Consider the following 21,901-nt stretch of genomic DNA (forward strand, 5'->3'; position numbering starts at 1 on the left):
TGTGGGTGGGCTAGGTGCCACCCATTGAAGGCGACACAAACAGGGGAGGCGATGCCAAAAAAGCGAAGGCCAACCTGGGTTGACCTTCGGCAATGAATTGGTCGATGGCGACGTGTTGCCATCGTACAAAGCAGCCCTCAGCGGGACTACTGCTTGGCTTCGGTTTTGCCGTCGAAGCTGGCGCTCCACTGGGCCAGGATGGTGTTGCGCTCGCGGGCAGCCCAGCCAAAGTCGTTGTCGATCATCTGGCCCTTGATGTTGGCGGGATAGCCGGCTCTGGGCTTGGCCACATCCGGAATGGCAACCACGGCGAACGACTTGTTGTAGAGGGCGTTGGCCTGTTCGGTGGCGGCAAAGTCGAGCAGCTGTTTGGCGGCCTCCAGCTTGGGGGTGCCCTTGATGATGGCGGCAGCTTCCATGTCCCAGCCTGATCCCTCTTTCGGGAACACCACCTCGATGGGGGCCCCCTTGGCCTTGAGGCTGGTGGCCGGGAAGTCGAAGGAGATGCCGATCACCGTCTCGCCGCTGGCGGCCAGCTTGCAGGGGGCGGAGCCCGAGTGGGTGTAACGGTCGATGTTCTGGTGCAGGCCGTTCATAAATTGCCAGCCCTGTTGCTCACCCATGGTCTGCAGCCAGCCGGCGACGCTCAGATAACCGGTGCCGGAGGAGCTGGGGTTGGGCATGATCACCTTGCCCTTGTAGACGGGCTTGGTGAGGTCGGCCCAGCTGGTCGGCGCCGGGATCCCCTGTTTCTCCGCCTCTACCTTGTTGAAGCAGATGGCGCTGAAGAAGGCGTCCAGACCGATCCAGTGCGGCTCGGCCTTGCTGTCGCGAAAGCGGCTGTCGAGCTTCTCCAGCCCCTTGGGCGCATAGGCATTGAGCATCTGCTGCTGATCGAGCTGCATCAGGCTGGTGGCCGCCAGCCCCCACACCACATCTGCCTTGGGCTGGGCTTTTTCCGCCAGCAAGCGGGCGGTGACCACGCCGGTGGAGTCGCGCACCCACTTGATGTTGATGTCCGGATGCTGGCGCTCGAACGCGGTTTTCAGCTCGCTGAGCTGTTCCGGTTCGAAGGCGGTGTAGACGGTGAGATCGGTCGCGGCCAGTGCCGGGGCTGTCGTGGCAGCCAGCACGGCGGCGGCCAGCAAATGGGTTCCCTGTTTCATCCTCTTCTCCATATGAATTGGTTTGGTATAAACCAGATTGGTCGAGAGAGAGGCTAGGGGATTTTTATGACGTGACCGTGACAGCCCCGTGACGTTTTGCCGCGCACAAGTTGCGGCAATCAATCCTGGGTATCCACCTCGATCTCCAGACTGTCGTGGCGCCAGTACTCCAGATCGAAGTCAAGCACCCGGCCGTGCTGATCGAAGTTGAGTCGCTCGAGGCGCAGGGCGGGCAGACCGGCGGTGGCCCCCAGTGCCTTGGCCACCTCGTCCGGCAGGGCGGTGGGGAAGAAGCGCACCTGCATGCGGGCGTAGTGAAGATCGTAATGGGCCTGATAGATCTCGGTCAGGCTGCCGTTGAGATCCAGCTCCAGCAGGCCGGGTACCCGCTCTGGCAGGCAGTGGTTCTCGCAATAGCAGATGGCGCGCCCGTTGGCGTAGCGCAGCCGCTTGAGCAGAAACAGGCTGTCGAACGGCTTGAGCTGCAACTGCGCCATCAACGCGGGTGGCACCGCCTGGCGGCTTTTCTCCAGCAGCTCGGTGCGCGGCTCCCCCCCTTGCTCCCGCACTATCTGGTGAAAGTTGGAGGTGCGTCTGGGGTTCAAGCGAAAGCGCGGCGGGGTGACGAACCAGCCGCGGCGATCCTCCCGATAGATAAGGCCATTGGCCTCCAGCTGCACCAGGGCCTCGCGGATGGTGACCCGGGTAGTGGCGTAGAGTTCCCCCAGCAACCGCTCGGAGGGAAGCTTGTCGTTGGGGGCCAGGCCCCCCGCCAGGATCTGGTTGGCGAGGGCATCCTTGATCTGCAGGTATTGGGGTTTGCTCATGAAAATCCCTGGTTGTGCAATGAGTTGGGCAATGGGCTGGGCAATGGGCAGGTTATCTGCCCGGTCGTTAAACGGCGGCATCAACATATGTTGGTAGATACCAGTTTGCCCCCTGTTGTTCAGGCTTCCTAGATTATCGCGATCCAGGCGCCGTAAATGAATTTTTTATTGCACATGGTGCCACCCCTTTGACCTTGGTGGGGCAGTTACCCACAATGCGCTCATTCTGGTATATACCAAAAGGAGCGAAGTCATGACCCATATTCCTGCGGCCCCTGCCGCCGTCGATTACCTGCTGCTGACCCCGGGCCCCCTCTCGACCACTGCCACTGTGCGCGCCGCCATGCTGCAAGACAGCTGCACCTGGGATGCGGACTACAACCAGGGCGTGGTGGAGCCCATCCGCCGCGAGCTGGTGCGCCTCGCCACCGGCCCGGAATATCAAAGCGACTACAGCGCCGTATTGCTGCAGGGGAGCGGCAGCTATGTGGTGGAGAGCGTGCTGGGCTCGGCCATCGGCGCCGACGAGTGTCTGCTGATCATCAACAACGGTGCCTACGGTGCCCGCATGGGGGAGATGGCCCGCTGTCTTGGCCTGCGCCACCATGAGCTCGACTGCGGCGAGACAACCCGCCCCGAATCCGCCGCCATCGAGGCGATGCTGGCGCGCCACCCCGAGATCACCCATCTGGCCATGGTGCACTGCGAGACCACCACCGGCATGCTCAACCCGTTGGAGGAAGTGGCTGAGCTCTGCCTGTGCCACGGCATTCGCCTGATCGTCGATGCCATGAGCAGCTTTGGCGGCATCCCCATCGACATGGGCCGCCTTGGCATCGAATTTCTCATCAGCTCCGCCAACAAGTGCATCCAGGGGGTGCCGGGCTTTGGTTTCGTCATCGCCCGCCGCGCCGCGCTGATGGCCTGTGCCGGTCGCGCCCGCTCGGTCTCCCTCGACCTGCATGCCCAGTGGCAGACCATGGAGCAGCAGGGTGGCAAGTGGCGCTTTACTTCGCCCACCCACACCGTGCTCGCCTTTGCCCAGGCACTGCGCGAGCTGGATGAAGAGGGGGGCATCGCCGCCCGCCATCAGCGCTACCGCGACAATCAGCGCACCCTGGTAGCGGGCATGGCGGCGTTTGGCTTTGAACCGCTGCTGCCAGAGAAATGGCAATCCCCCATCATCACCGCCTTCTACTCCCCGGCCCACCCGGGCTACCGCTTCGCCGACTTCTACCAGCGGCTCAAGGGGCAGGGTTTTGTCATCTATCCGGGCAAGGTCTCGCAAGCCGATTGCTTTCGCATCGGCAATATCGGCGACGTGACCTCGGCGCGAGTGCGCTGCTTGCTCGCCGCCATGGCCAGCGCCTGCTACTGGCAGGGGGATGTGCGATGACGAGCCAAGCGCTTCACGGTCGCGATCTGCGTGGCCACGATTTACAGGACAATAAGCTGCACGGTAGCGGCCGCGCCGACAGTGAAGGGGATATCAACCTCGGCGAGGGGCGCTCACGCTGGTGGGCGGCTCAGAGCGAAGATGTACAGGCCGGATTGGCAGAAGATAGCCGCTACTTTCTCCATCAGGCGCTCTCCACCCCCTGTCTCGATCTGCTTGAGGGAGCGCAGGGGAGCTGGTTGACCAGCGTATCTGGTGTGCGTTACCTCGATTTTCACGGCAACAGCGTCCATCAGTTGGGCCACGGTCACCCCAAGGTGGTGGCCGCGGTGCAGCAGCAACTCGCCGACTTGCCGTTCGCGCCCCGCCGCTACACCCACCGGGTTGCCATCGACTGCGCCCGCACTCTGGCCGAGCTGGCCCCCGGCGATCTCAACCGGGTGCTGTTCGCCCCCGGCGGCAGCGAGGTGGTGGGCATTGCCTTGAAGCTTGCCCGCTTCATTACCGGCAACAGCAAGGTGGTGTCCCTGTGGGATGCCTTTCACGGCGCCTCCCTCGATGCCATCTCGGTCGGCGGCGAGGCCTGTTTTCGCACCGGTATGGGCCCGCTGATGGCCGGGGTGGAGCGCATCCCGCCCCCCACCCGTTATCGCGGCGTCTGGTATCGCGGGGAGGGGGATGACCTGCACTACGCCGATTATCTGGAGTACGTCATCGAGAAGGAGGGGGGAATAGGCGCCTTTATCGCCGAGCCCATTCGCAACACCGACGTGCAGGTGCCCTCAAGGGCCTACTGGCAGCGGGTACGGGAGATCTGCGATCGCCACAAGGTGCTGCTGATCGTCGACGAGATCCCCAATGCCCTGGGGCGCACCGGCCACTGGTTCAGCTTCGAGGAGTTTGGCATCGAGCCCGACATCATCTGCCTGGGCAAGGGGCTGGGGGGCGGGGTGGTACCGTTTGCCGCGCTCATCACCCGGGATCGTTTCAATCAGGCGGCGGCCATCTCGCTCGGTCACTACACCCACGAAAAGAGCCCCATCGGTTGCGCGGCGGCCCTCGCCACCATCAGTACCATCCGTGAAGAGGGGCTGCTGGCCAAGGTGCAGGAGGATGGCCGCTTTATGGCGTGCGAGCTCGGCAAGTTGGCTGATCGTCACCCGCTGATCGGGCAGGTGCGCGGTATCGGTTTGCTCTGGGCGCTCGATCTGGTGGTCGATCACCAGAGTCGAGCTCGAAACAGCCATGCCGCCGAGCAGCTGCTCTACCGCTGTCTGGAGCTTGGGCTCAGCTTCAAGGTCTCTCAGGGCAACGTCATCCAGCTCTCGCCCCCGCTCAACATTGCCCGCGCCGAGCTGGTGCGCGCCATCACCATTCTCGATCGCGCCCTCGGCGAGATCGCGTCTTCACCGAAACAGGAACATCACCATGACTGACTTGCAGACTGCCATCCACCCGACCACAGACGTGGAGGCGCTGATCCTCGACTGGGCCGGTACCGTGGTCGATTTCGGCTCCTTTGCCCCCACCTCCATCTTCGTCGAGGCCTTTGCTCGCGCCTATGACTTCCCCGTGACCCTGGATGAGGCGAGCCAGCCCATGGGGCTGGGCAAGTGGGATCATATCGCGGCGCTCGGCCGGCAGCCCTCGGTGGATGCCCGCTGGCAGACCCGCTTTGGCCACCCCATGAGTCACGCCGAGGTGGACCACCTCTATCACACCTTTATGCCGCTGCAGATTGCCGCCGTGACCCGCTTCGCCGTCCCCATCCCAGGTGTGCTGCCGGTGCTGGACGCCTTGCGGGAGCAGGGGCTGAGCATCGGCTCCTGCTCCGGTTACCCCCGTCCGGTGATGGAGGCGCTGGTGCCGGCGGCGGCCGATCACGGCTATCGCCCGGATCACTGGGTTGCCACCGATGACCTCAAGGCGGGTGGCCGTCCCGGTCCCTGGATGGCGCTGGCCAATGTGATTGAGCTGGGAATAAGCGCCGTGCATCGCTGCATCAAGGTGGATGATGCGGTGCCGGGCATCAGCGAAGGGTTGAACGCGGGCATGTGGACCGTGGGATTGTCGGTTTCCGGCAACGAGTTCGGCGCCACTTGGGAGGAGTTCGTCGCCATGAGCGAGGCGGAGATCGCCACTAGGCGCGCACCGGCCGAGGCCAAACTGCGGGCGGCGGGGGCCCACTATGTCATCGACACCCTGGCGGATATCGCCCCGGTCATTGCCGATATCAACCGCCGTCTGGCGGCAGGGGAGCGACCCTGAACAAGGCGGGGTGAGAGAAGGGGAGTGCCGGCCTTGCCGGCAGATTTTCAGGCCTATATTCCCTGACTATCAGGCATAAAAAAACCGGCGCCTGGGCGCCGGTTTTTGTTCACCGAGACTCTATTACAGAGAGGCGGTGAAGGTACGGGTGATGACGTCTTGCTGTTGCTCCTTGGTCAAAGAGTTGAAGCGAACGGCATAACCGGATACGCGGATGGTCAACTGCGGATATTTTTCCGGGTTTTCCATGGCGTCCAGCAGCATTTCACGGTTCATCACGTTGACGTTCAGGTGCTGACCACCTTCCAGGTTGGACTCGTGGTGGAAGTAACCATCCATCAGACCGGCCAGGTTGGCTTTCTGGGCTTCCATGTCTTTACCCAGCGCGTTCGGCACGATGGAGAAGGTATAGGAGATACCATCTTTGGCGTAAGCGAACGGCAGCTTGGCGACGGAAGTCAGGGAAGCAACGGCACCCTTCTGGTCACGACCGTGCATCGGGTTGGCACCCGGGCCAAACGGCGCACCGGCGCGACGGCCATCCGGGGTGTTACCGGTCTTCTTGCCGTACACCACGTTGGAGGTGATGGTCAGCACGGACTGGGTAGCCACGGCACCACGGTAGGTGTTCAGCTTCTGAATTTTCTTCATGAAGCGCTCGACCAGGTCACAGGCGATGTCATCGACGCGAGCGTCGTTGTTACCGAACTGCGGGTACTCGCCTTCGATTTCGAAGTCGATGGCCACGCCATCTTCGTCACGAACCGGCTTGACCTTGGCGTACTTGATGGCAGACAGGGAGTCAGCCGCAACGGACAGACCGGCGATGCCGCAAGCCATGGTGCGATAGACGTCACGGTCGTGCAGCGCCATCAGAGAGGCTTCGTAGCTGTACTTGTCGTGCATGTAGTGGATGATGTTCAGCGCGGCAACGTACTGCTTGGCCAGCCAGTCCATGAAGTGATCCAGACGATCCATGACGTCGTTGTACTCGAGGTACTCGGAGGTGATCATGTCGGTCTTCGGACCCACCTGCAGCTTCATCTTCTCGTCCATACCGCCGTTGATGGCGTACAGCATGGTCTTGGCCAGGTTGGCACGAGCACCGAAGAACTGCATCTGTTTGCCGACGATCATCGGGGACACACAGCAAGCGATGGCGTAGTCATCGTTGTTGAAGTCCGGACGCATCAGGTCATCGTTCTCGTACTGAACGGAAGAGGTCTCGATGGATACCTTGGCACAGTACTTCTTGAAACCGACCGGCAGCTTCTCGGACCACAGGATGGTCAGGTTCGGCTCAGGGGACGGGCCCATGGTGTACAGGGTGTTCAGCATACGGAAGCTGTTCTTGGTGACCAGGGTACGGCCGTCAACGCCCATACCAGCCAGGGTCTCGGTAGCCCACATCGGGTCGCCGGAGAACAGTGAATCGTATTCCGGGGTACGCAGGAAGCGAACCATACGCAGCTTCATGACCATGTGGTCCATCAGCTCCTGGGCTTCTTGCTCGGTGATCAGGCCTTTTTGCAGGTCACGCTCGATGTAGATGTCCAGGAAGCTGGAGGTACGACCGAAGGACATGGCCGCGCCGTTCTGGGACTTGACGGCCGCCAGGTAGGCGAAGTAGGTCCACTGTACGGCTTCTTTGGCGGTCTTGGCCGGAACGGAGATGTCGCAACCATATTTGGCAGCCATCACCTTCATCTGGGCCAGGGCACGGTGCTGCTCGGAGATCTCTTCGCGCAGACGGATGGTGGCTTCCAGGTTGACACCGTTTTCCAGGTCAGCCTGCAGGGACTTGAACTGGGCCAGTTTGTCGGCCATCAGGAAGTCGATACCGTACAGGGCAACACGACGGTAGTCACCGATGATACGGCCACGGCCGTAGGCATCCGGCAGACCGGTGATGACGCCGGACTTGCGGCAGTTCAGGATGTCTTTGGTGTAGACGTCAAACACGCCCTGGTTGTGAGTCTTGCGGTACTCGGTGAAGATCTTCTCGACCATGGGGTCCAGCTGACGACCGTACACTTCGCAAGAGGTCTTGACCATCTTGATGCCGCCGTTGGCGATGATGGCGCGCTTGAGCGGCTTGTCGGTCTGCAGACCAACGATTTGCTCCAGGCTCTGATCGATATAGCCGGCATCGTGAGCGGTAATGGTGGAGGGCAGGTCGGTATCAAAATCGACCGGCGCGTGGGTGCGATTCTCGATCTTGATGCCTTCCATGACCTTGTCCCACAGCTTGGTGGTAGCTTCGGTCGCGCCAGCCAGGAAGGACTCGTCACCTTCATACGGGGTGTAGTTCTTCTGGATGAAGTCACGGGTGTTGACAGAGGTCTGCCATTCACCGGCCGCGAAGCCTTCCCATGCTTTTTGGAACTGTTCGTTAAGTTCTGCCATTTTCATTACCTCTCAAGGTATTTATGTGTCTGCCGCCATCCTTAATGATGGCGACGGAAGATAAACCAGTAAGTCAGCCCAACCATGACGCCACCACCAATGATATTACCTATGGTGACAGGAATGAGGTTGTGCAGGACGAAGTTGGATACGGTCAGGTCGGCAAAGGTCGCCGGGTCCTGGCCGATGGCCTGCCAGAATTCCGGGCCTGCGACGCTGTGAATGGCGATGCCGACCGGGATCATAAACATGTTTGCGATGCTGTGCTCAAAACCGGAGGCCACGAACATGGCGACGGGGAGCAGCATGACCATCACCTTGTCGGTGGCACTGCGGGCGCCGAACGCCATCCACACGGCGAGACACACCATGAGGTTGCAGAGGATGCCAAGCGCCACGGCTTCGAAGAAGGTGTGGTGGATCTTGTGCTGGGCCACCTTGAGGGCGTTGAGGCCCCACTGACCATCTGCCGCCATGTATTCGGCCGACATGATGATGAGCCCGACGATGATGAGACCGCCGATGAGGTTGCCGAAGTAGACCAGTCCCCAGTTCTTGAACAGCTGGGCCCAAGTGATGCGGTTGGCTGCCTTGGCCACCAGGGTGAGGGTGGTGGAGGTGAACAGCTCGGCGCCGAGCAGCACGCAGAGGATCAGGCCAAGAGCGAAACAGAGACCGCCGACCAGCTTGCTGAGGCCCCAGGCCACATTGCCGGCACCCGTGGTGACTGTGATGTAGAAGACGAAAGCGATGGCGATGAAGGCGCCAGCTGTGATGGCCAGGGGGATGACCTTGTATGCGGGCTTGGTGGCCTTGGCATAGGTTATATCTTCTGCCAGTGCAGCGATGGCTTCTGGCTTGAGACAATCAAAGGGAGATTCTGCTTTCAATTCTCATGTACCTGATGTTTTGCCTGTGGAAATCATAACAAAGGGCCAGATCGTCAAAATTGACTCCGATCAAGAATTGCAGATTGTGAATGTAATTTTACTACAAATATTTGAGTCCCCCGGCAGCGATTCTTTACACCAGGTTTCAGCTGAAACAGAAATGTGGTTTTTTTAATGTCATGATTTTAAACAATTTATTTTTCATCCCTGAAAAAGTGTGCCGGCAAGGCATCTTTGCGTCTCCCCAGCACTCGCTACTCCTTGTTGGCAACCCCCTAAGAGGTATTTTTTGTTTTTTATTTCATCTTTGAATAACAAATGGCCGTTTGGCTGACCATAAAAGAGAAGGGGCCATCAGGGCCCCTTCGGAATGTTACCACATCAACCCCATGAATGGGCTCGTTTGGCCTTCTGCAGCTTCTCGTAGGCAGCCAGCAGCTTCTGATGCAGCGGGAACTGGCTGAGGGAGAGATCGGCGGCAGTCAGTCCGTGGAAGCGCGCTTCACCGCTGGCGTGGGCCCAGGCCTGTGCCAGCGTCTCTTCGCCATACATGCGGGCAAACACGGCGCGGTACTGCTCGGGGTCACGATCCTCGTCCAGGAACAGCTCGACACAGGCGCGCAGGGCGCGATAGAAGTTGGCGCGATCGGCCGGGAACACCGACTGGTTGAACTCCATGGTCCAGTCGATGAGATCGAGCGCCGTGTCGAGTTCGCCGGCGGCCAGTGCCAGCATGGCTTTGAGCTCGCCCACCCGCAGGGTGTGCAGGGCGGAGCCCTTGGCGGCGGCGATGCCGAGCAGCTCGCGTACCCGGGTACGCTCGTCGTGACCCTCTTCATCCAGCTGGTCGAACAGCGCCATGTACTGCTCCGCGTCCCACTCCAGCGCCGGCAGTGCCAGTATGGTTTCCCGCAGGTGGGCACCCATGGTGTTGTTGGCCAGCAGCAGATCTTCGGCCGGATAGATGTCGGACATGCCGGGCACCAGGATGCGGCAGGCGTAGACGCCCAGGTGCTCGTAGTCGGCGATGTAGACCGGCTGCTCCAGCTCGTGGAAGATGCCGATCAGGTGGTCGAACTCCTCCTGGGAGGTGCCGCGGAAGTCCCAGTCTGCAAACTCGAAGTCCGCATCCTGCTTGAACAGGTCCCAGCTGATGAGGCCTGATGAGTCGATGAAGTGGGTCTCCAGGTTGTGGTGATCCGCCACCTGCTCGTTGTCAAACGAGGGCGGTACGAACACATCCAGATCCTTGAGGCTGCGGCCTTGCAGCAGCTCGGTGACGGTACGCTCGAACGCCACTTCGAAGCGCGGGTGGGCGCCGAAGGAGGCAAAGCAGGTACCGTTGCTCGGGTTGAGCAGCACCACGCAGATGACCGGGTAGCGACCGCCGAGCGACGCATCGAAGCTGTAGATGGGGAAGCCTTCGGCTTCCAGCGCCTCGATGGAGGCCTTGATGCCGGGGTAACGGGCAATGACCTCGGCCGGGATCTCCGGCAGGCTCAGAGCTTCTGCGATGATCTTGTTTTTGACGTGGCGCTCGAACACCTCGGACAAGCCCTGGGTGCGGGCCTCGGTCTTGGTGTTGCCGGCGCTCATGCCGTTGGAGACATAGAGGTTGCCGATGATGTTCATCGGGATGTAGACGGTCTGGTGATCAGACTGGCGCTCGAAGGGCAAGGCGACGATGCCGCGCTCCTCGTTGCCGGATTGCAGGTCCACCAGCATGTCGGCGGTCACTTCACCGTCCGGGTTGTAGAACTTGCGGGTGAAGCTGTCGAGCAGACCGGCGGGCAGCTGATCCCCCTCGATGGGGAACCACTTCTCGTTCGGGTAGTGCACGAAGTCGCCATTGGCAACCTGCTCGCCCAGATAGAAGTCGGCGAAGAAGTAGTTGGTGGAGAGACGCTCGAAATATTCGCCAAGGGCGGAGGCGAGCGCCGCCTTCTTGCTGGCCCCCTTGCCGTTGGTGAAACAGAGGGAGCACTCCTTGTCCCGGATGTGCACGGACCAGACGTTGGGCACGGGGTTGAGCCAGGAGGCCTCTTCGATATCAAACCCCAGGGCTTGCAGCTTGGTCTGGAAGCGTTCGATGGAGTCTTCCAGCGCCGCGTCCTTGCCGGGAATAAAAGTGTGGTCGGTCATCACGATATCCTGATTTTTATTGGCTCATGTTTGGCCGCAGATAATAGCAGGGGTCGGCGCGTTTGGCAGGCAAAAAACGGGGCCCATGCCCCGTTTTGCTCTCCTTTCAACCGCCTAGGGTCACGGCTCATCCGATGAATTTCAGACCCAGGATCCCGCCGATGATCAGCAGCAGGCAGAGCACCCGGGCGAGGGTGGCCGGTTCGTTGAACAGCCAGATCCCCATCAGCACGGTGCCGACCGCGCCGATGCCGGTCCAGACCGCGTAGGCGGTGCCAAGGGGCAGCTGTTTGACCGCCATGGCGAGCAGCAGCACGCTCACCCCCATGGCAGAGAGAGTCAGCAGGGTGGGCAGGGGACGGCTGAAACCGTCGGTGTATTTGAGGCCGATGGCCCAGGCGACCTCGAACAGGCCGGCCAGCAGCAGGAGCAACCAGGACATAAGGCAGATTCCGCAGGAAGCAGGGTCGTCCCTGCGCATCAGGAGGCCTCGGGGTCGTCCCCGAGGGGCAGCGGGGCTGCCGGTCGGTCTCAATGATGCCCCAAGTCGTGGCGGGATGCCAACCGGCTGGCCGCAGGTCGGCCAGGCTGACGGATATTGCAGCGAACGGCACAGAATATTGCGCAATTCGACTTGCGCCCGCCGTCACAATCCGTAATGTGGACAGACGCATTTTTCGCAACCCATATTTTGTGAACCGCTTGTAAACGGCCCGCGCCGGACAAGGGATCACGGTTATCACACTCGGTTTCTATAAGCAGCTATCCAGGGTAGGACATTATGAAAAAAGTAGGTTTGGTCGGTTGGCGTGGCATGGTGGGTTCGGTGTTGATGAGCCGGATGCAGGAAGAGAAGGATTTTGCCCGCATTCAGCCCACCTTCTTCACCACCTCCCAGGCCGGTGAGGCCGCCCCCAATTTCGGCGTCGATGCCGGCACCCTGCAGGATGCCTTCGACATCGCGGCGCTGGCCGCACAGGACGTCATCATCACCGCCCAGGGCGGCGACTACACCAAGGATGTCTATCCGCGCCTGAAAGCCGCCGGCTGGCAGGGTTACTGGATTGATGCCGCCTCCTCCCTGCGCATGGAGAAAGACGCGGTCATCATCCTGGATCCGGTCAACGGCGACGTCATCGAACATGCCCTGAACGACGGCATCAAGACTTTCGTCGGCGGCAACTGCACCGTCAGCCTGATGCTGCTGGCCCTGGGTGGCCTGTTCAAGGCCGATCTGGTGGAGTGGGTCAGCGTGGCCACCTATCAGGCCGCCTCCGGTGGCGGTGCGCGCCACATGCGTGAGCTGGTTACCCAGATGGGGCTGCTGCGTGATGAAGTGGCGGTGGAGCTGGCGGATCCCGCCTCCGCCATCCTCGACATCGAGCGCAAGATCACCGAGAAGACCCGCTCCGGCACCCTGCCGGTGGACAACTTCGGCGTACCGCTGGCCGGTGGCCTCATCCCCTGGATCGACACCAAGCTCGACAACGGCCAGAGCCGCGAAGAGTGGAAGGGCCAGGCCGAGACCAACAAGATCCTGGGCATCGAGAACTCCGCCATTCCGGTGGATGGTCTGTGCGTGCGCATCGGCGCCCTGCGCTGCCACAGCCAGGCCTTCACCATCAAGCTGAAAAAGGATGTGCCGCTGGCCGAGATCGAAGCCCTGCTGGCCGCCCACAACGACTGGGTCAAGGTGATCCCCAACGATCGCGACATCACCGCCCGCGAGCTGACCCCGGCCGCCGTCACCGGCACCCTCAGCATCCCGGTCGGTCGTCTGCGCAAGCTCAACATGGGTCCGGAGTACCTGGCCGCCTTTACCGTGGGCGATCAGCTGCTGTGGGGCGCCGCCGAGCCGCTGCGCCGCATGCTCAACATCCTGCTGGACCGCGGGTGATGGCAATCGGGAACGACGACAGGGGGCTCAGGCCCCCTGTTTTTTTGGCAGGAACAGGGCAGGCTAGACGCCATTGACGCTGCAAGGCATGGGGTCTTGGTTTTGTAATGCAGTGGCACTGTTATTAACTAAATAGATATTAACTGTGGCGCATCGATTATTTCCTGACTGATCAATCAGTGCCGGAAATATATTCCCGCCGCCGCCCTGGTAGCCGACTCGTTCTATTCCATCTGTACCACAAAATAGGGGGCGGTGGGCTCGCGGGATGGGCGGGATATATGCCTTGTTACAAATGAATATCCATTCAAGATATCCACTGCGAGCCCGATTGATTACACTGACCGCCTGGCCAGGCCGATACCACGAGGCCGTGGCGCCAGGTGATCCGACGCGGCGTGGCGGCCGGCTCGCGGCAGCCCCGTGGGGGGCGAAAATAATATTTATATGCTCAATAGTGCGCGTTACGCCCATGGCGTGCCGTCGCCGTTTTCCCCTTGCTGCGAGACCAATGAAGGGCAGCAACGGTGACCCATAATAATGTTCAGGTTCGAGAATTGGGAAATTACATGAGAGTCGTGTGGAGTTTGCTCTATTTCTTCAGTGTCTTGGCCGTGGCCGGCCCCGTGCTGGTCAAGGAGCAGAAAAAAGTGGCCGATCCCTTGATCGTGCCCTATCAGCAATATCGGCTCGACAATGGCCTGACGGTGATCCTGACCCAGGATCACTCCGATCCCCTGGTGCACGTGGCGGTCCACTACCGGGTGGGGCTGGAAGAAGAGGCGCCGGGCCAGTCCGGGCTGGCCCACCTGTTCGAGCACATGATGTTTCAGGGCTCGGCTCACGCGGGGGAGGAGGGCCATAACCGCCTGCTGCAACAGATGGGATCAAAGGATGTGAACGGCTGGACCCAGGAGGATCAGACCCGCTATTTCCAGACGCTGCCGGCCAATCAGCTGGAGAAGGTGCTCTGGCTGGAGGCGGATCGCATGGGGTTTCTGCTCGATACCCTCTATCAGCAGAAGCTGGACGTGCAGCGCGACATCATCAAGAACGAGCGCGCCAACCTGGTCGAAGATCAACCCTATGGGCGCTTCTATGAGGCGCTTAATCGCACGCTTTACCCGCCCAATCATCCCTACTTCAACACGCCGTTTGGCCGGGCAGCGGATCTGGATCGCCTCACCCTGGAGGATGTGCGCCAATTCTTCCTGCGCTGGTATGGGCCCAACAACGCCACCTTGGTGATCGGCGGTGACATTCAACCGGCCCAGACCCTGGCCTGGGTCGAGCGCTATTTCGGGGCCTTGCCCGCCACACCGGCCCAGACTCGGCCGCTGGTGCGTCCGGTGACGCTGAAGAAGAGCCGCTATCGCACCCTGACCGATCGGGTGGCCGAACCCCTGCTGGTGCTGGCCTATCCGACCGTCTCTGCCAGTGATCCCGGGGTCGAGGCTCTCGATCTGCTGGCGGATCAGCTGGGGGGCTCGGCCAGCGGCCTTCTGCAGCGAGAGCTGCAGCAAAGCGGCAGGCTGGTCTCCGTCTTTGCCAGCCATGAATGCAATGTGCTGGCATGCAAGTTGATGATCCATGCCATTCCTAATCTGGCCAAAGGGGCCGAGCTTGGCCCCATCAAGGCGGAGATCGATCGGGTCATCGGCCAGCTCGCCAGCGACGGGGTCACCCGCGAGCAGCTGGCCCACTCGGTCAATGCCCTGCGCGCCAAACGGATTTGGCCGCTGGACAGCGTGGCCGGCAAGGTGGAGCAGCTGGGCACAGGTTATACCCTGTTTCAGGATCCCAACTTCCAGTACCGCAACCTCAAGCGCCTTGCCCGGGTGACGCCGGCCGATCTGCAGCGGGCATTGACGCGCTATGTGTTGAACAAGCCCAGGGTGGTGCTGAGCGTGGTGCCGGCCGAGCATCCCGAGTGGCAGGCGGGCAACCCCAACTTCGTCGAGCCGCCCCCCTTGCCGCTGGCCCGGCCGCAGCAGACGCTGGCTCCCAGACAGATCGAGGAGACCCTGGATCGACGCCAGGAGCCGGCCAGTGGCGGTGCCTTGCCGGTGCCCATGCCGACCCTGTGGCATGCCAAGCTGGGTGAGCGGGTCTCTCTGCTCGGTCACTACAGCGACGAAGTGCCGGCCTTTGCCATGAGCATCAACTGGCCGGGCGGTGAGCGGGCCGAGCCGGAGGGCAAGGGCGGGGTCGCCACCCTGACTGACGCCATGCTCTCCCTTGGCAGCGAACAGCTGCAGGAGGCGAGCATCGAGGAGCGGGCGCGCCAGCTGGGAGCCAGCATCAGATTCGAACATGGTGAGGAGCGCAGCTCCATCGAGGTCCAGGGGCTCACCTCCCATTTCGAGGAGGTGCTGGCGCTGGTACGGGAATTGGTGCTGCAGCCCGCCATGCGCAGCGCCGATTTCGAGCGCAGCCAGTTTGACTACAGCCAGTGGCTGCAACAGCTGGCTCGCGATCCCCAGTGGCAGGCGGACTGGCAGTTCGGCGCCCTGCTCAAGGGGAACAAGCCGCTGGATCCCGTGGCCAGCCTGCGGGCGCTGACCCTGGACGATGTGCGCAACTTTTATCAGTCGGTCCATCGCAGCGGGGAAGCCCAGGTGGTGGTGAGCGGGGATCTGGCCCAGGAGCGGGTGATGAAAGCCCTCGGCTTTCTGGTCGAGCCAGCGGGTCAGCCGGCGGCCCTGCGCTCTCTGGAGTGGCGTGGGCAGCAGGCCAAACGGGCCATCTATCTGCTGGACAATCCCGGGGCTGCGCTTAGCCAGATCCGGGTGGGGCGGCGCGCCATGGCGGAGGATGCCTTCGGCGAGCAGTACCTGACCCGGCTGATGAATGTCTCCCTCGCCGAGCGGTTGAACATCCGGCTGCGTGAGGAGCTGGGTTACACCTACTTTATCGGCGCCACCTTCGAGGGCAACGTCGATGCGGGTTATTTCCTGCTGCAAAGCAGCGTGCGCAGCGCAGTGACCGGGGCGGCGCTGCGGCAGATCCTGCAGGAGCTCGACAAGTATCAGCGGCTGGGGCCGACCCGGCTGGAGGTGCGTACCCTGCGGGATCGGGTGCTCAATGGCCAGGCGCTCGACTACGAGACGCTGCCGCAGGAGGTGGCCTACATGCAACCCATCCTGCTCAAAGGGTGGCCGCAGGATTATGTGGAGCAGCAGGTGCAGCAGGTGAGCCAGCTTTCCCCCTTTACCCTGCGCGAGCTGGCCCGCCGCTGGCTCGATCCCGACGACATGGTGATCCTGGTGGTGGGGGATGCCAAGACGCTGGCCCCTGAGCTGGCCGGGTTGGGCTGGCCGGTGCAGCGCCTCTCCGTCACACCCTAGCGGGTTGCCCCTATCGGGCGACGGCCGCAAGCAAAACAGCCCGCCCCCTGGCAGGGGGCGGGCTGTTTTTTTGCGTTCAAAAGCGGCTGACAGTCAGATCAGGGCCAGGGCGGCGGCCAGATCGGCGATCAGATCGTCGGCGTCCTCCACCCCGATGCTGAAGCGGATGAGATCGTCATTGACCCCGGCGGCGAGGCGGCTCGCCTCGTCCATGGCGGCGTGGGTGGTGCTGGCTGGATGGCAGGCCAGGCTCTCGAGATCCCCCAGGCTCACCGCCTGCACGAACAGCTGCAGGTTGTCGAGCAGGGTGGCGCAACGGGCAAAGCCGCCTTCCAGCTCGATGCTCACCATGCCGCCAAAACCGCTGGCGAAGGCGCCGAGGGCATCGTGGCCCGGATGGTTGGCAAGCCCCGGGTAGATCACCTTCTTCACCGCCGGGTGGGCGGCCAGGAAGTCGGCCACCTGCTGGGCGTTGTGCAGGTGGGCATCCATGCGCAGGGGCAGGGTCTTGACCCCGCGCTGCAGCAGGTAGGCCTCCTGAGGGCCTATGGGGGAGCCGATGTGCTTGAGGGCCACGGTACGGATCGACTTCATCAGTGCGTGAGAGCCCGCCACCACCCCGGCGATGATGTCGCCGTGACCGCCCAGGTACTTGGTGCCGCTGTGCATGACGATGTCGATGCCAAGCTCGAGCGGGCGCAGCAGGTAGGGGGTAAGGAAGGTGTTGTCACACACAGTAATGGCGCCCACCTTGCGGGCCGCTTCCACCACCACCCGCGGATCCACCACCTTGAGGGTGGGGTTGGTCAGGGTTTCGAACAGTACCACCTTGGTGGCGGGGCGGATGTTGGCCAGCAGATCCTGATCGCTCTCGTAGGCGGTGACCTTGATGCCGGCGCGGCTGAAGGTCTGCTTGAGGAAGGCATCGGTACCGCCGTAGAGGGGGCCGATATAGGCAACTTCATCGCCGCTGTCGGCCAGGGCATACATGATGGCGCTCACCGCCGCCATGCCGCTCGCCACCACCAGCGCTTCGTCGGCCCCTTCCAGCGCCGCCAGCTTCTGCTCCAGTTCGGCGGTGGTGGGGTTGCCAAAGCGGCTGTAGATGAAGCCGGGGGCTTGACCTGCGAAGCGCTCCTTGCCCGCCTGGGCGTTGAAGTAGCTGAAGGTGCTGCTCTGGTAGAGCGGGGTGGTGAGGGCACCGGTCTGGGGATCGATCCGCTGGCCGCTGTGCACGCTCATGGTTTTGAATTTCATTGTATTGCTCCGTCATTGCCAGGCTGTGGCCCAACTGCTTGTGTCATCTGCTTGTGTCGTTTGAAGGGGGCGCCGCGGCGCCCCCCGTCTATTAGGTATGGCAGCGTCAGGCGAGTTGTGGCTCGCGCCGTTCGCGCTTTGTAGTTTGCCCGTTCGTCATCTGCGGGTTGGCCGACGGCGGGGCGACGCCATAGTGGCGGACCGCCACATCCGGGTGGGAGCGCAGCCTCCCTTTGAGTACGTTCTCCCCCACCTGATAAAAGAGCGGGTTGGTCGGGTCGCTCTCGGGCCCCAGCGCCTGGGCTGCCAGCGCGGGGGAGAGGCTGAGCAGCGGCACGGTGGCATCCAGCCGCGCCGCCATGAAGAAGGCGCAGGAGAGGCGCGAGACGCCGGGCGGCGGGCTTGCCACCCGGTGCAGGGTGGCCTTGAGGTAGCCGTTGGAGGCGAGCTCCAGCAGCTCGCCGATATTGACCACCAAGGCGCCCGGCAGGGGCGGCGCCGAGATCCAGCCATTCGCTGTCTCCACCTCGAGTCCGGAGTGATGATCCTGCATCACCAGGGTCAGGTAGCCGGGATCCTTGTGGGCACCCACCCCCTGACCGCTGCCACCCTCGGCTTGCCCCGGGTAGTGAATGAGTTTCATGTGCTGATAGGGGGCGCCGCGAATACTGTCGTCAAACACCCCGGCCGGTTGTTCCAGCACCTCGGCGAAGGCGGCCAGCAGGGTGAGGCTGATGGCGCTCAACTTCTCCTGCCACGCCAGCAGCTGCGCCTGCATGTCGGGCAGGGCGGCAGGCCACTGATTGGGGCCGATCAGCCGCTGCCAGGGTTCACGGATCTGCGCTGAAGGCAGGGCCTGCGCCTCGTTCATGATATCGAACTGCTCGCGCAGATCCGGCCGCGCCCGGGTGAGCTCGGCCCCCACCTGGTTGTAGCCGCGAAAGTGGGGGGAGTGCACCATCTGCACCGCCAGCTTCTCCTGCTGCGGCAGGGCGAAGAAGCGGGCCGCCAGCGCCAGGGTTTCCTGCTGCTCTTGCTCGCTCAGGCCATGGCCGACCAGATAGAAAAAGCCCACCTCGCGGGCCGCCCGGCCAAGGGTGGCCAGCATCTGGCGACGGGTCTCGGGGGCGCCATCGAGGGCGGCGAGATCGATGATCGGCAGTGGTGAATGTTCCATGTGCACCTCCTCACTGACCAGGGGCGGGATGTTACCCGCACACCTGACATGAAAACGACGACGCCCTGACCGATAAACCGGCCGCGTCCCTGTTGCCAGGGATGGCGCCATTTGGATTGAGGGAGATGCTACTGTTCGGAGTTATAAGACGGAAACAACAAATTATTCTTAGTTATATACAAAAATCGAAATAGAATTCGCCACCCATCCGGGTGGCTGCGGATTGAGCGGCGATAATGGCAATATACCGGCGCACTTGGCACCCATGTTGGCCTGACCCGACATGCACCGGCTTGTGTGCAATGTGAGCGCGACTTGAGCCAAAAAGAGGCGAGCATCGCTGGCAGCACAGAGATGCGCAAATACAGAGATGCAAAAAGGGAGGCTGATGCCTCCCTTTTTGTGACGGGCGCTGCGGCCCGGTATTGTGCCTGGCTCAGGTTCAGTAACCCAGGGTGAAACGCTGGCGCAGGTGGGCCGGTTTTTCCGCTTCGTTGAGCACGCCATCGGCCAGGTCGCCGACCGTGATCCCGGCCGGTTGTTCACCGCTGAACAGCACCTGATCGGCACCGAGCCGGTAGCCGCCACGCTTCTCGCCGGGTTCCAGGAACACGGGCGGGGAGACGAAACGCCAGTCGAGGGTGGTTTCACGGCGCAGGGCGGTGAGGCCGTCGCGGGCGGCCAGGGCCCCCTGTTTCCACTCGGCCGGGAATTCCGGGGTATCCACCAGTTGCACGCCAGGGGCAATTTCCAGACTGCCGGCGCCGCCGACCACCAGCAGCCAGCTGTTGGCCGCGACGGCGGCAGCCACGATGGCGCTGGCCCCCTTGAGGTACTGGTCGTAGATGTCCGGGGTGGTCCAGCCCGGGTTGTAGGCGCTGATCACCCGATCGTGCCCCTTGAGCACCTTGGCCAGCGCCTGGCTGTCCTGGGCATCCACCGCCACGGCGGTGACTTGCGGGTGAGCGGCGACCTTGTTCACGTCACGCACGATGGCGGTGACGTGATGGCCGCGGCTGACGGCTTCATTGAGGATGGCTGTACCGACAAAACCGCTGGCACCGATCAGGGCAATTTTCATGGGAGATTCTCCTTCACTGTTGGAATGAGGCTATCCTACGCCCCCGAATGTGATTTAATAATCCGTTGTAAATTGCATTCACTTATAAGCTGGATTTAATAATGGAACAGCTCAAGCGTTACGCCATCTTCGCCGCCGTGGTCGAGGCGGGCAGCATGACCGGCGCCGCCAAGGCCCTCGGCATGACACCCTCCGCCGTCAGTCAGCATATCAGCCAGCTGGAGAGCCTGCTCGGCCTCACCCTGCTGCACCGCTCCACCCGCCGCCTCAACCTGACCGAGGCGGGGGAGGTGGTGTGGCAGGGGTGCCAGTCTCTGCAGCAGACCCTCAACCAGACCGAGCTGCGCCTCTCGGAGGTGCGCGACAGCCTGCTGGGGGAGGTGCGGATCACCGCCCCGGTGGGGATGGCCGGCCAGCCGCTGGCACGGGCGCTCTCGCCGTTGCTGCAGGCCCACCCCGGCCTGTGCATCCAGATCATCGCCGACGACGAGAAGCGGGATCTCATTGCCGAGCGCATCGACGTGGCGCTGCGGGTCGGCACGCTCTCGGACTCCACCCTGGTGGCGCGCAAGCTGGGCCAGACCCGGATGCTGCTGTGCGCCTCGCCCGCCTATCTGGCGCGCAAGGGCACCCCGCGCAGCCCGGAGGCACTGCTGGATCATGACTGGCTGGCCGCCGACATGCTGAGCGGCGGCCTGACCTTCTTCGACGAGAAGGGGCAGGGGCACAGGGTCAAGCCCAAGCCGCGGGTGGTGTGCAACAACGTGCTGCCGCTGCGCCAGTTCACCCTGGCGGGGCAGGGGGTGTCGCTGCAGCCGGAGGGGGAGATTGCCGAAGATCTCGCCTCGGGTCGCCTGCTGGAATTGCTGCCGGGCTTTCGGGTGCCGCCCATGGAGATCCACGCCATCACCCCGCAGCGGGAGATCCCGGAGAAGGTGCGCCGGGTGATCGCCGCCCTGCGCAGCCACTTCGCCGAGCCGGTGGGGGCCGCGGCGACACGTCCGTAGTCCGGGCAAGGAAGAAGGCCGTTCCGGTTGGCCGGATCAAAAAAGAGGGCAGCCCGCGGGCTGCCCTCTGTCGATGTAATGCCGGTGAAAACAGGCCCGGCCTCACTTCATGTAGAGGCCGCCGTTGATGGCCAGGGTCTCGCCGGTGATATAGGCACCCGCCTCGCTGGCAAGAAACACCACGGCGGCGGCGATCTCTTCCGGCTTGGCCAGCCGGCGCATGGGGATGTCGGCCTTGATGCTGTCGAGGATGTCGGTGCGGATCGCCTCCACCATGGGGGTGGCGGTGTAGCCGGGGGCGATGGCGTTGACCGTCACCCCGAAGCGGGCTCCTTCCGCCGCCAGCGCCTTGGTGAAGCCCAGCATGCCCGCCTTGGCGGCCGAGTAGTTGACCTGGCCGAACTGCCCCTTCTGGCCGTTGACCGAGGAGATGTTGATGATGCGAGCATCGCGCTGCTCGCACATGGCGTCGAACAGCGGCTGGGTGACGTTGTAGAGGCTGCACAGGTTGGTGTGGATCACCTCGAACCACTGCTCCGGGGTCATCCGCTTGAAGGCCCCGTCCCGGGTGATGCCGGCATTGTTGACCAGCACGTCCACCCGCCCTTCATCCTGCAGCAGGCGGCCCAGGGCCTCGCGGCACATGGCGGTGTCTGCTACGTCCAGCGCCAGCAGCCGCACCTGATCCGGCCGAAAACCCTGCTCTGCATACCAGTCGTGCGCCGCCCCCCCGTTGGCGCTGGAGTGGGTGGCGATGATGCGATACCCCTGGGCCAGCAAGGCGGTGGTGATGGCGGATCCGATGCCGCCACGGGCTCCGGTGATCAAGGCAACTTTCTTCATCTAGGCTCTCCCTGCATAAAAGATTCGAACGAGGACTTTATGGGCTTTTTGAGGTAATTGATATATTTGTTTTCAAACAATCTGACAGGGAAACGCGTCACTTTTGTGACAGCCTGCCAAGCTGGCTTGACGGACCAGCACTCGAGCCACCTGGCAAGAGGGCGGACGTGACCATATCGCCAGCCCTTGCCGCCAAG

16 protein-coding genes are annotated in these 21,901 nt (G+C 62.6%); 6 read left to right on the top strand and 10 right to left on the bottom strand.

The genetic code is table 11. The annotated features are described in order from the left end of the window. Positions 1–146: 146 nt before the first annotated feature. Both ACB031_RS00705 and phnR read right to left on the bottom strand, forming a co-directional pair. Positions 147–1,166, bottom strand: a complete 1,020-nt coding sequence (locus tag ACB031_RS00705) for a putative 2-aminoethylphosphonate ABC transporter substrate-binding protein (protein WP_043171590.1) — start codon at positions 1,164–1,166, stop codon at positions 147–149. 119 nt (positions 1,167–1,285) lie between these two features. Further along, positions 1,286–1,993 carry a phosphonate utilization transcriptional regulator PhnR gene (gene phnR, locus ACB031_RS00710; RefSeq protein ID WP_172442655.1) on the bottom strand — a complete coding sequence of 236 codons (708 nt, stop codon included), beginning with the start codon at positions 1,991–1,993 and terminating at the stop codon, positions 1,286–1,288. Between the two features lie 253 nt (positions 1,994–2,246). Between phnR and phnW the strand changes: the two genes are divergently transcribed. From phnW to phnX, 3 genes are read left to right on the top strand one after another with little or no spacing between them, the layout of a single operon-like run. Beyond that, positions 2,247–3,389 carry a 2-aminoethylphosphonate--pyruvate transaminase gene (gene phnW / locus ACB031_RS00715; protein WP_371138816.1) on the top strand — a complete coding sequence of 381 codons (1,143 nt, stop codon included), beginning with the start codon at positions 2,247–2,249 and terminating at the stop codon, positions 3,387–3,389. Then, positions 3,386–4,825 carry an aspartate aminotransferase family protein gene (locus ACB031_RS00720; protein ID WP_371138817.1) on the top strand — a complete coding sequence of 480 codons (1,440 nt, stop codon included), beginning with the start codon at positions 3,386–3,388 and terminating at the stop codon, positions 4,823–4,825. The genes phnW and ACB031_RS00720 overlap by 4 nt, the downstream gene beginning before the upstream one ends. After that, the gene (gene phnX / locus ACB031_RS00725; protein WP_371138818.1) at positions 4,818–5,657 is read left to right on the top strand and encodes a phosphonoacetaldehyde hydrolase; all 840 of its coding nucleotides are present in this window, start codon (positions 4,818–4,820) and stop codon (positions 5,655–5,657) included. The genes ACB031_RS00720 and phnX overlap by 8 nt, the downstream gene beginning before the upstream one ends. 123 nt (positions 5,658–5,780) lie before the next feature. On the opposite strand, the gene pflB is transcribed toward phnX, so the two are convergent. The 4 genes from pflB to sugE form a co-directional block, all read right to left on the bottom strand. After that, a complete protein-coding gene (pflB, locus tag ACB031_RS00730; protein WP_005300244.1) occupies positions 5,781–8,063 on the bottom strand; it encodes a formate C-acetyltransferase in 2,283 nt (760 codons plus the stop codon). 41 nt (positions 8,064–8,104) lie between these two features. Continuing rightward, on the bottom strand, positions 8,105–8,953 hold the full coding sequence (gene focA / locus ACB031_RS00735) for a formate transporter FocA (protein WP_005300246.1): 849 nt from the start codon (positions 8,951–8,953) through the stop codon (positions 8,105–8,107). 381 nt (positions 8,954–9,334) lie between these two features. Then, on the bottom strand, positions 9,335–11,095 hold the full coding sequence (ycaO, locus tag ACB031_RS00740) for a 30S ribosomal protein S12 methylthiotransferase accessory factor YcaO (protein WP_279973099.1): 1,761 nt from the start codon (positions 11,093–11,095) through the stop codon (positions 9,335–9,337). Between the two features lie 127 nt (positions 11,096–11,222). Beyond that, positions 11,223–11,537: a quaternary ammonium compound efflux SMR transporter SugE gene (gene sugE / locus ACB031_RS00745; protein WP_017765470.1), complete on the bottom strand. Its 315-nt coding sequence runs from the start codon at positions 11,535–11,537 to the stop codon at positions 11,223–11,225. Positions 11,538–11,876: 339 nt separating this feature from the next. Here sugE and asd point away from each other — a divergent pair, with 339 nt between their 5' ends. Continuing rightward, a complete protein-coding gene (asd, locus tag ACB031_RS00750) occupies positions 11,877–12,992 on the top strand; it encodes an aspartate-semialdehyde dehydrogenase (protein ID WP_371138819.1) in 1,116 nt (371 codons plus the stop codon). Positions 12,993–13,561: 569 nt separating this feature from the next. Further along, a complete protein-coding gene (locus ACB031_RS00755) occupies positions 13,562–16,339 on the top strand; it encodes a M16 family metallopeptidase (RefSeq protein ID WP_371138820.1) in 2,778 nt (925 codons plus the stop codon). A 93-nt stretch (positions 16,340–16,432) separates the two neighbouring features. On the opposite strand, the gene ACB031_RS00760 is transcribed toward ACB031_RS00755, so the two are convergent. The 3 genes from ACB031_RS00760 to ACB031_RS00770 all read right to left on the bottom strand — a co-directional run bounded on the left by ACB031_RS00760 (position 16,433) and on the right by ACB031_RS00770 (position 19,854). Next, positions 16,433–17,596: a PLP-dependent aspartate aminotransferase family protein gene (locus ACB031_RS00760; protein WP_139397861.1), complete on the bottom strand. Its 1,164-nt coding sequence runs from the start codon at positions 17,594–17,596 to the stop codon at positions 16,433–16,435. 106 nt (positions 17,597–17,702) lie between these two features. Beyond that, the gene (locus tag ACB031_RS00765) at positions 17,703–18,773 is read right to left on the bottom strand and encodes an isopenicillin N synthase family dioxygenase (RefSeq protein ID WP_371138821.1); all 1,071 of its coding nucleotides are present in this window, start codon (positions 18,771–18,773) and stop codon (positions 17,703–17,705) included. Positions 18,774–19,215: 442 nt separating this feature from the next. Further along, complete coding sequence (locus ACB031_RS00770) at positions 19,216–19,854, bottom strand: NAD(P)-dependent oxidoreductase (RefSeq protein WP_017765465.1); 639 nt, start codon at positions 19,852–19,854, stop codon at positions 19,216–19,218. A 101-nt stretch (positions 19,855–19,955) separates the two neighbouring features. Here ACB031_RS00770 and ACB031_RS00775 point away from each other — a divergent pair, with 101 nt between their 5' ends. After that, on the top strand, positions 19,956–20,861 hold the full coding sequence (locus ACB031_RS00775; RefSeq protein ID WP_005300262.1) for a LysR family transcriptional regulator: 906 nt from the start codon (positions 19,956–19,958) through the stop codon (positions 20,859–20,861). Between the two features lie 102 nt (positions 20,862–20,963). On the opposite strand, the gene ACB031_RS00780 is transcribed toward ACB031_RS00775, so the two are convergent. Then, the gene (locus tag ACB031_RS00780) at positions 20,964–21,704 is read right to left on the bottom strand and encodes an SDR family oxidoreductase (protein ID WP_017765464.1); all 741 of its coding nucleotides are present in this window, start codon (positions 21,702–21,704) and stop codon (positions 20,964–20,966) included. Positions 21,705–21,901: the final 197 nt, after the last annotated feature.

Origin of the sequence: Aeromonas sp. S8(2024), assembly GCF_041403085.1 — a bacterium.
GTDB lineage: Bacteria > Pseudomonadota > Gammaproteobacteria > Enterobacterales > Aeromonadaceae > Aeromonas > Aeromonas dhakensis.

Excerpts from the sequence above, each read along its gene's own strand:
- ACB031_RS00705 (WP_043171590.1), bottom strand. The coding sequence starts at position 1,166 with ATGAAACAGGGAACCCATTTGCTGGCCGCCGCCGTGCTGGCTGCCACG.
- phnR (WP_172442655.1), bottom strand. The coding sequence starts at position 1,993 with ATGAGCAAACCCCAATACCTGCAGATCAAGGATGCCCTCGCCAACCAG.
- phnW (WP_371138816.1), top strand. The coding sequence starts at position 2,247 with ATGACCCATATTCCTGCGGCCCCTGCCGCCGTCGATTACCTGCTGCTG.
- ACB031_RS00720 (WP_371138817.1), top strand. The coding sequence starts at position 3,386 with ATGACGAGCCAAGCGCTTCACGGTCGCGATCTGCGTGGCCACGATTTA.
- phnX (WP_371138818.1), top strand. The coding sequence starts at position 4,818 with ATGACTGACTTGCAGACTGCCATCCACCCGACCACAGACGTGGAGGCG.
- pflB (WP_005300244.1), bottom strand. The coding sequence starts at position 8,063 with ATGGCAGAACTTAACGAACAGTTCCAAAAAGCATGGGAAGGCTTCGCG.
- ycaO (WP_279973099.1), bottom strand. The coding sequence starts at position 11,095 with ATGACCGACCACACTTTTATTCCCGGCAAGGACGCGGCGCTGGAAGAC.
- sugE (WP_017765470.1), bottom strand. The coding sequence starts at position 11,537 with ATGTCCTGGTTGCTCCTGCTGCTGGCCGGCCTGTTCGAGGTCGCCTGG.
- asd (WP_371138819.1), top strand. The coding sequence starts at position 11,877 with ATGAAAAAAGTAGGTTTGGTCGGTTGGCGTGGCATGGTGGGTTCGGTG.
- ACB031_RS00755 (WP_371138820.1), top strand. The coding sequence starts at position 13,562 with ATGAGAGTCGTGTGGAGTTTGCTCTATTTCTTCAGTGTCTTGGCCGTG.
- ACB031_RS00760 (WP_139397861.1), bottom strand. The coding sequence starts at position 17,596 with ATGAAATTCAAAACCATGAGCGTGCACAGCGGCCAGCGGATCGATCCC.
- ACB031_RS00765 (WP_371138821.1), bottom strand. The coding sequence starts at position 18,773 with ATGGAACATTCACCACTGCCGATCATCGATCTCGCCGCCCTCGATGGC.
- ACB031_RS00770 (WP_017765465.1), bottom strand. The coding sequence starts at position 19,854 with ATGAAAATTGCCCTGATCGGTGCCAGCGGTTTTGTCGGTACAGCCATC.
- ACB031_RS00775 (WP_005300262.1), top strand. The coding sequence starts at position 19,956 with ATGGAACAGCTCAAGCGTTACGCCATCTTCGCCGCCGTGGTCGAGGCG.
- ACB031_RS00780 (WP_017765464.1), bottom strand. The coding sequence starts at position 21,704 with ATGAAGAAAGTTGCCTTGATCACCGGAGCCCGTGGCGGCATCGGATCC.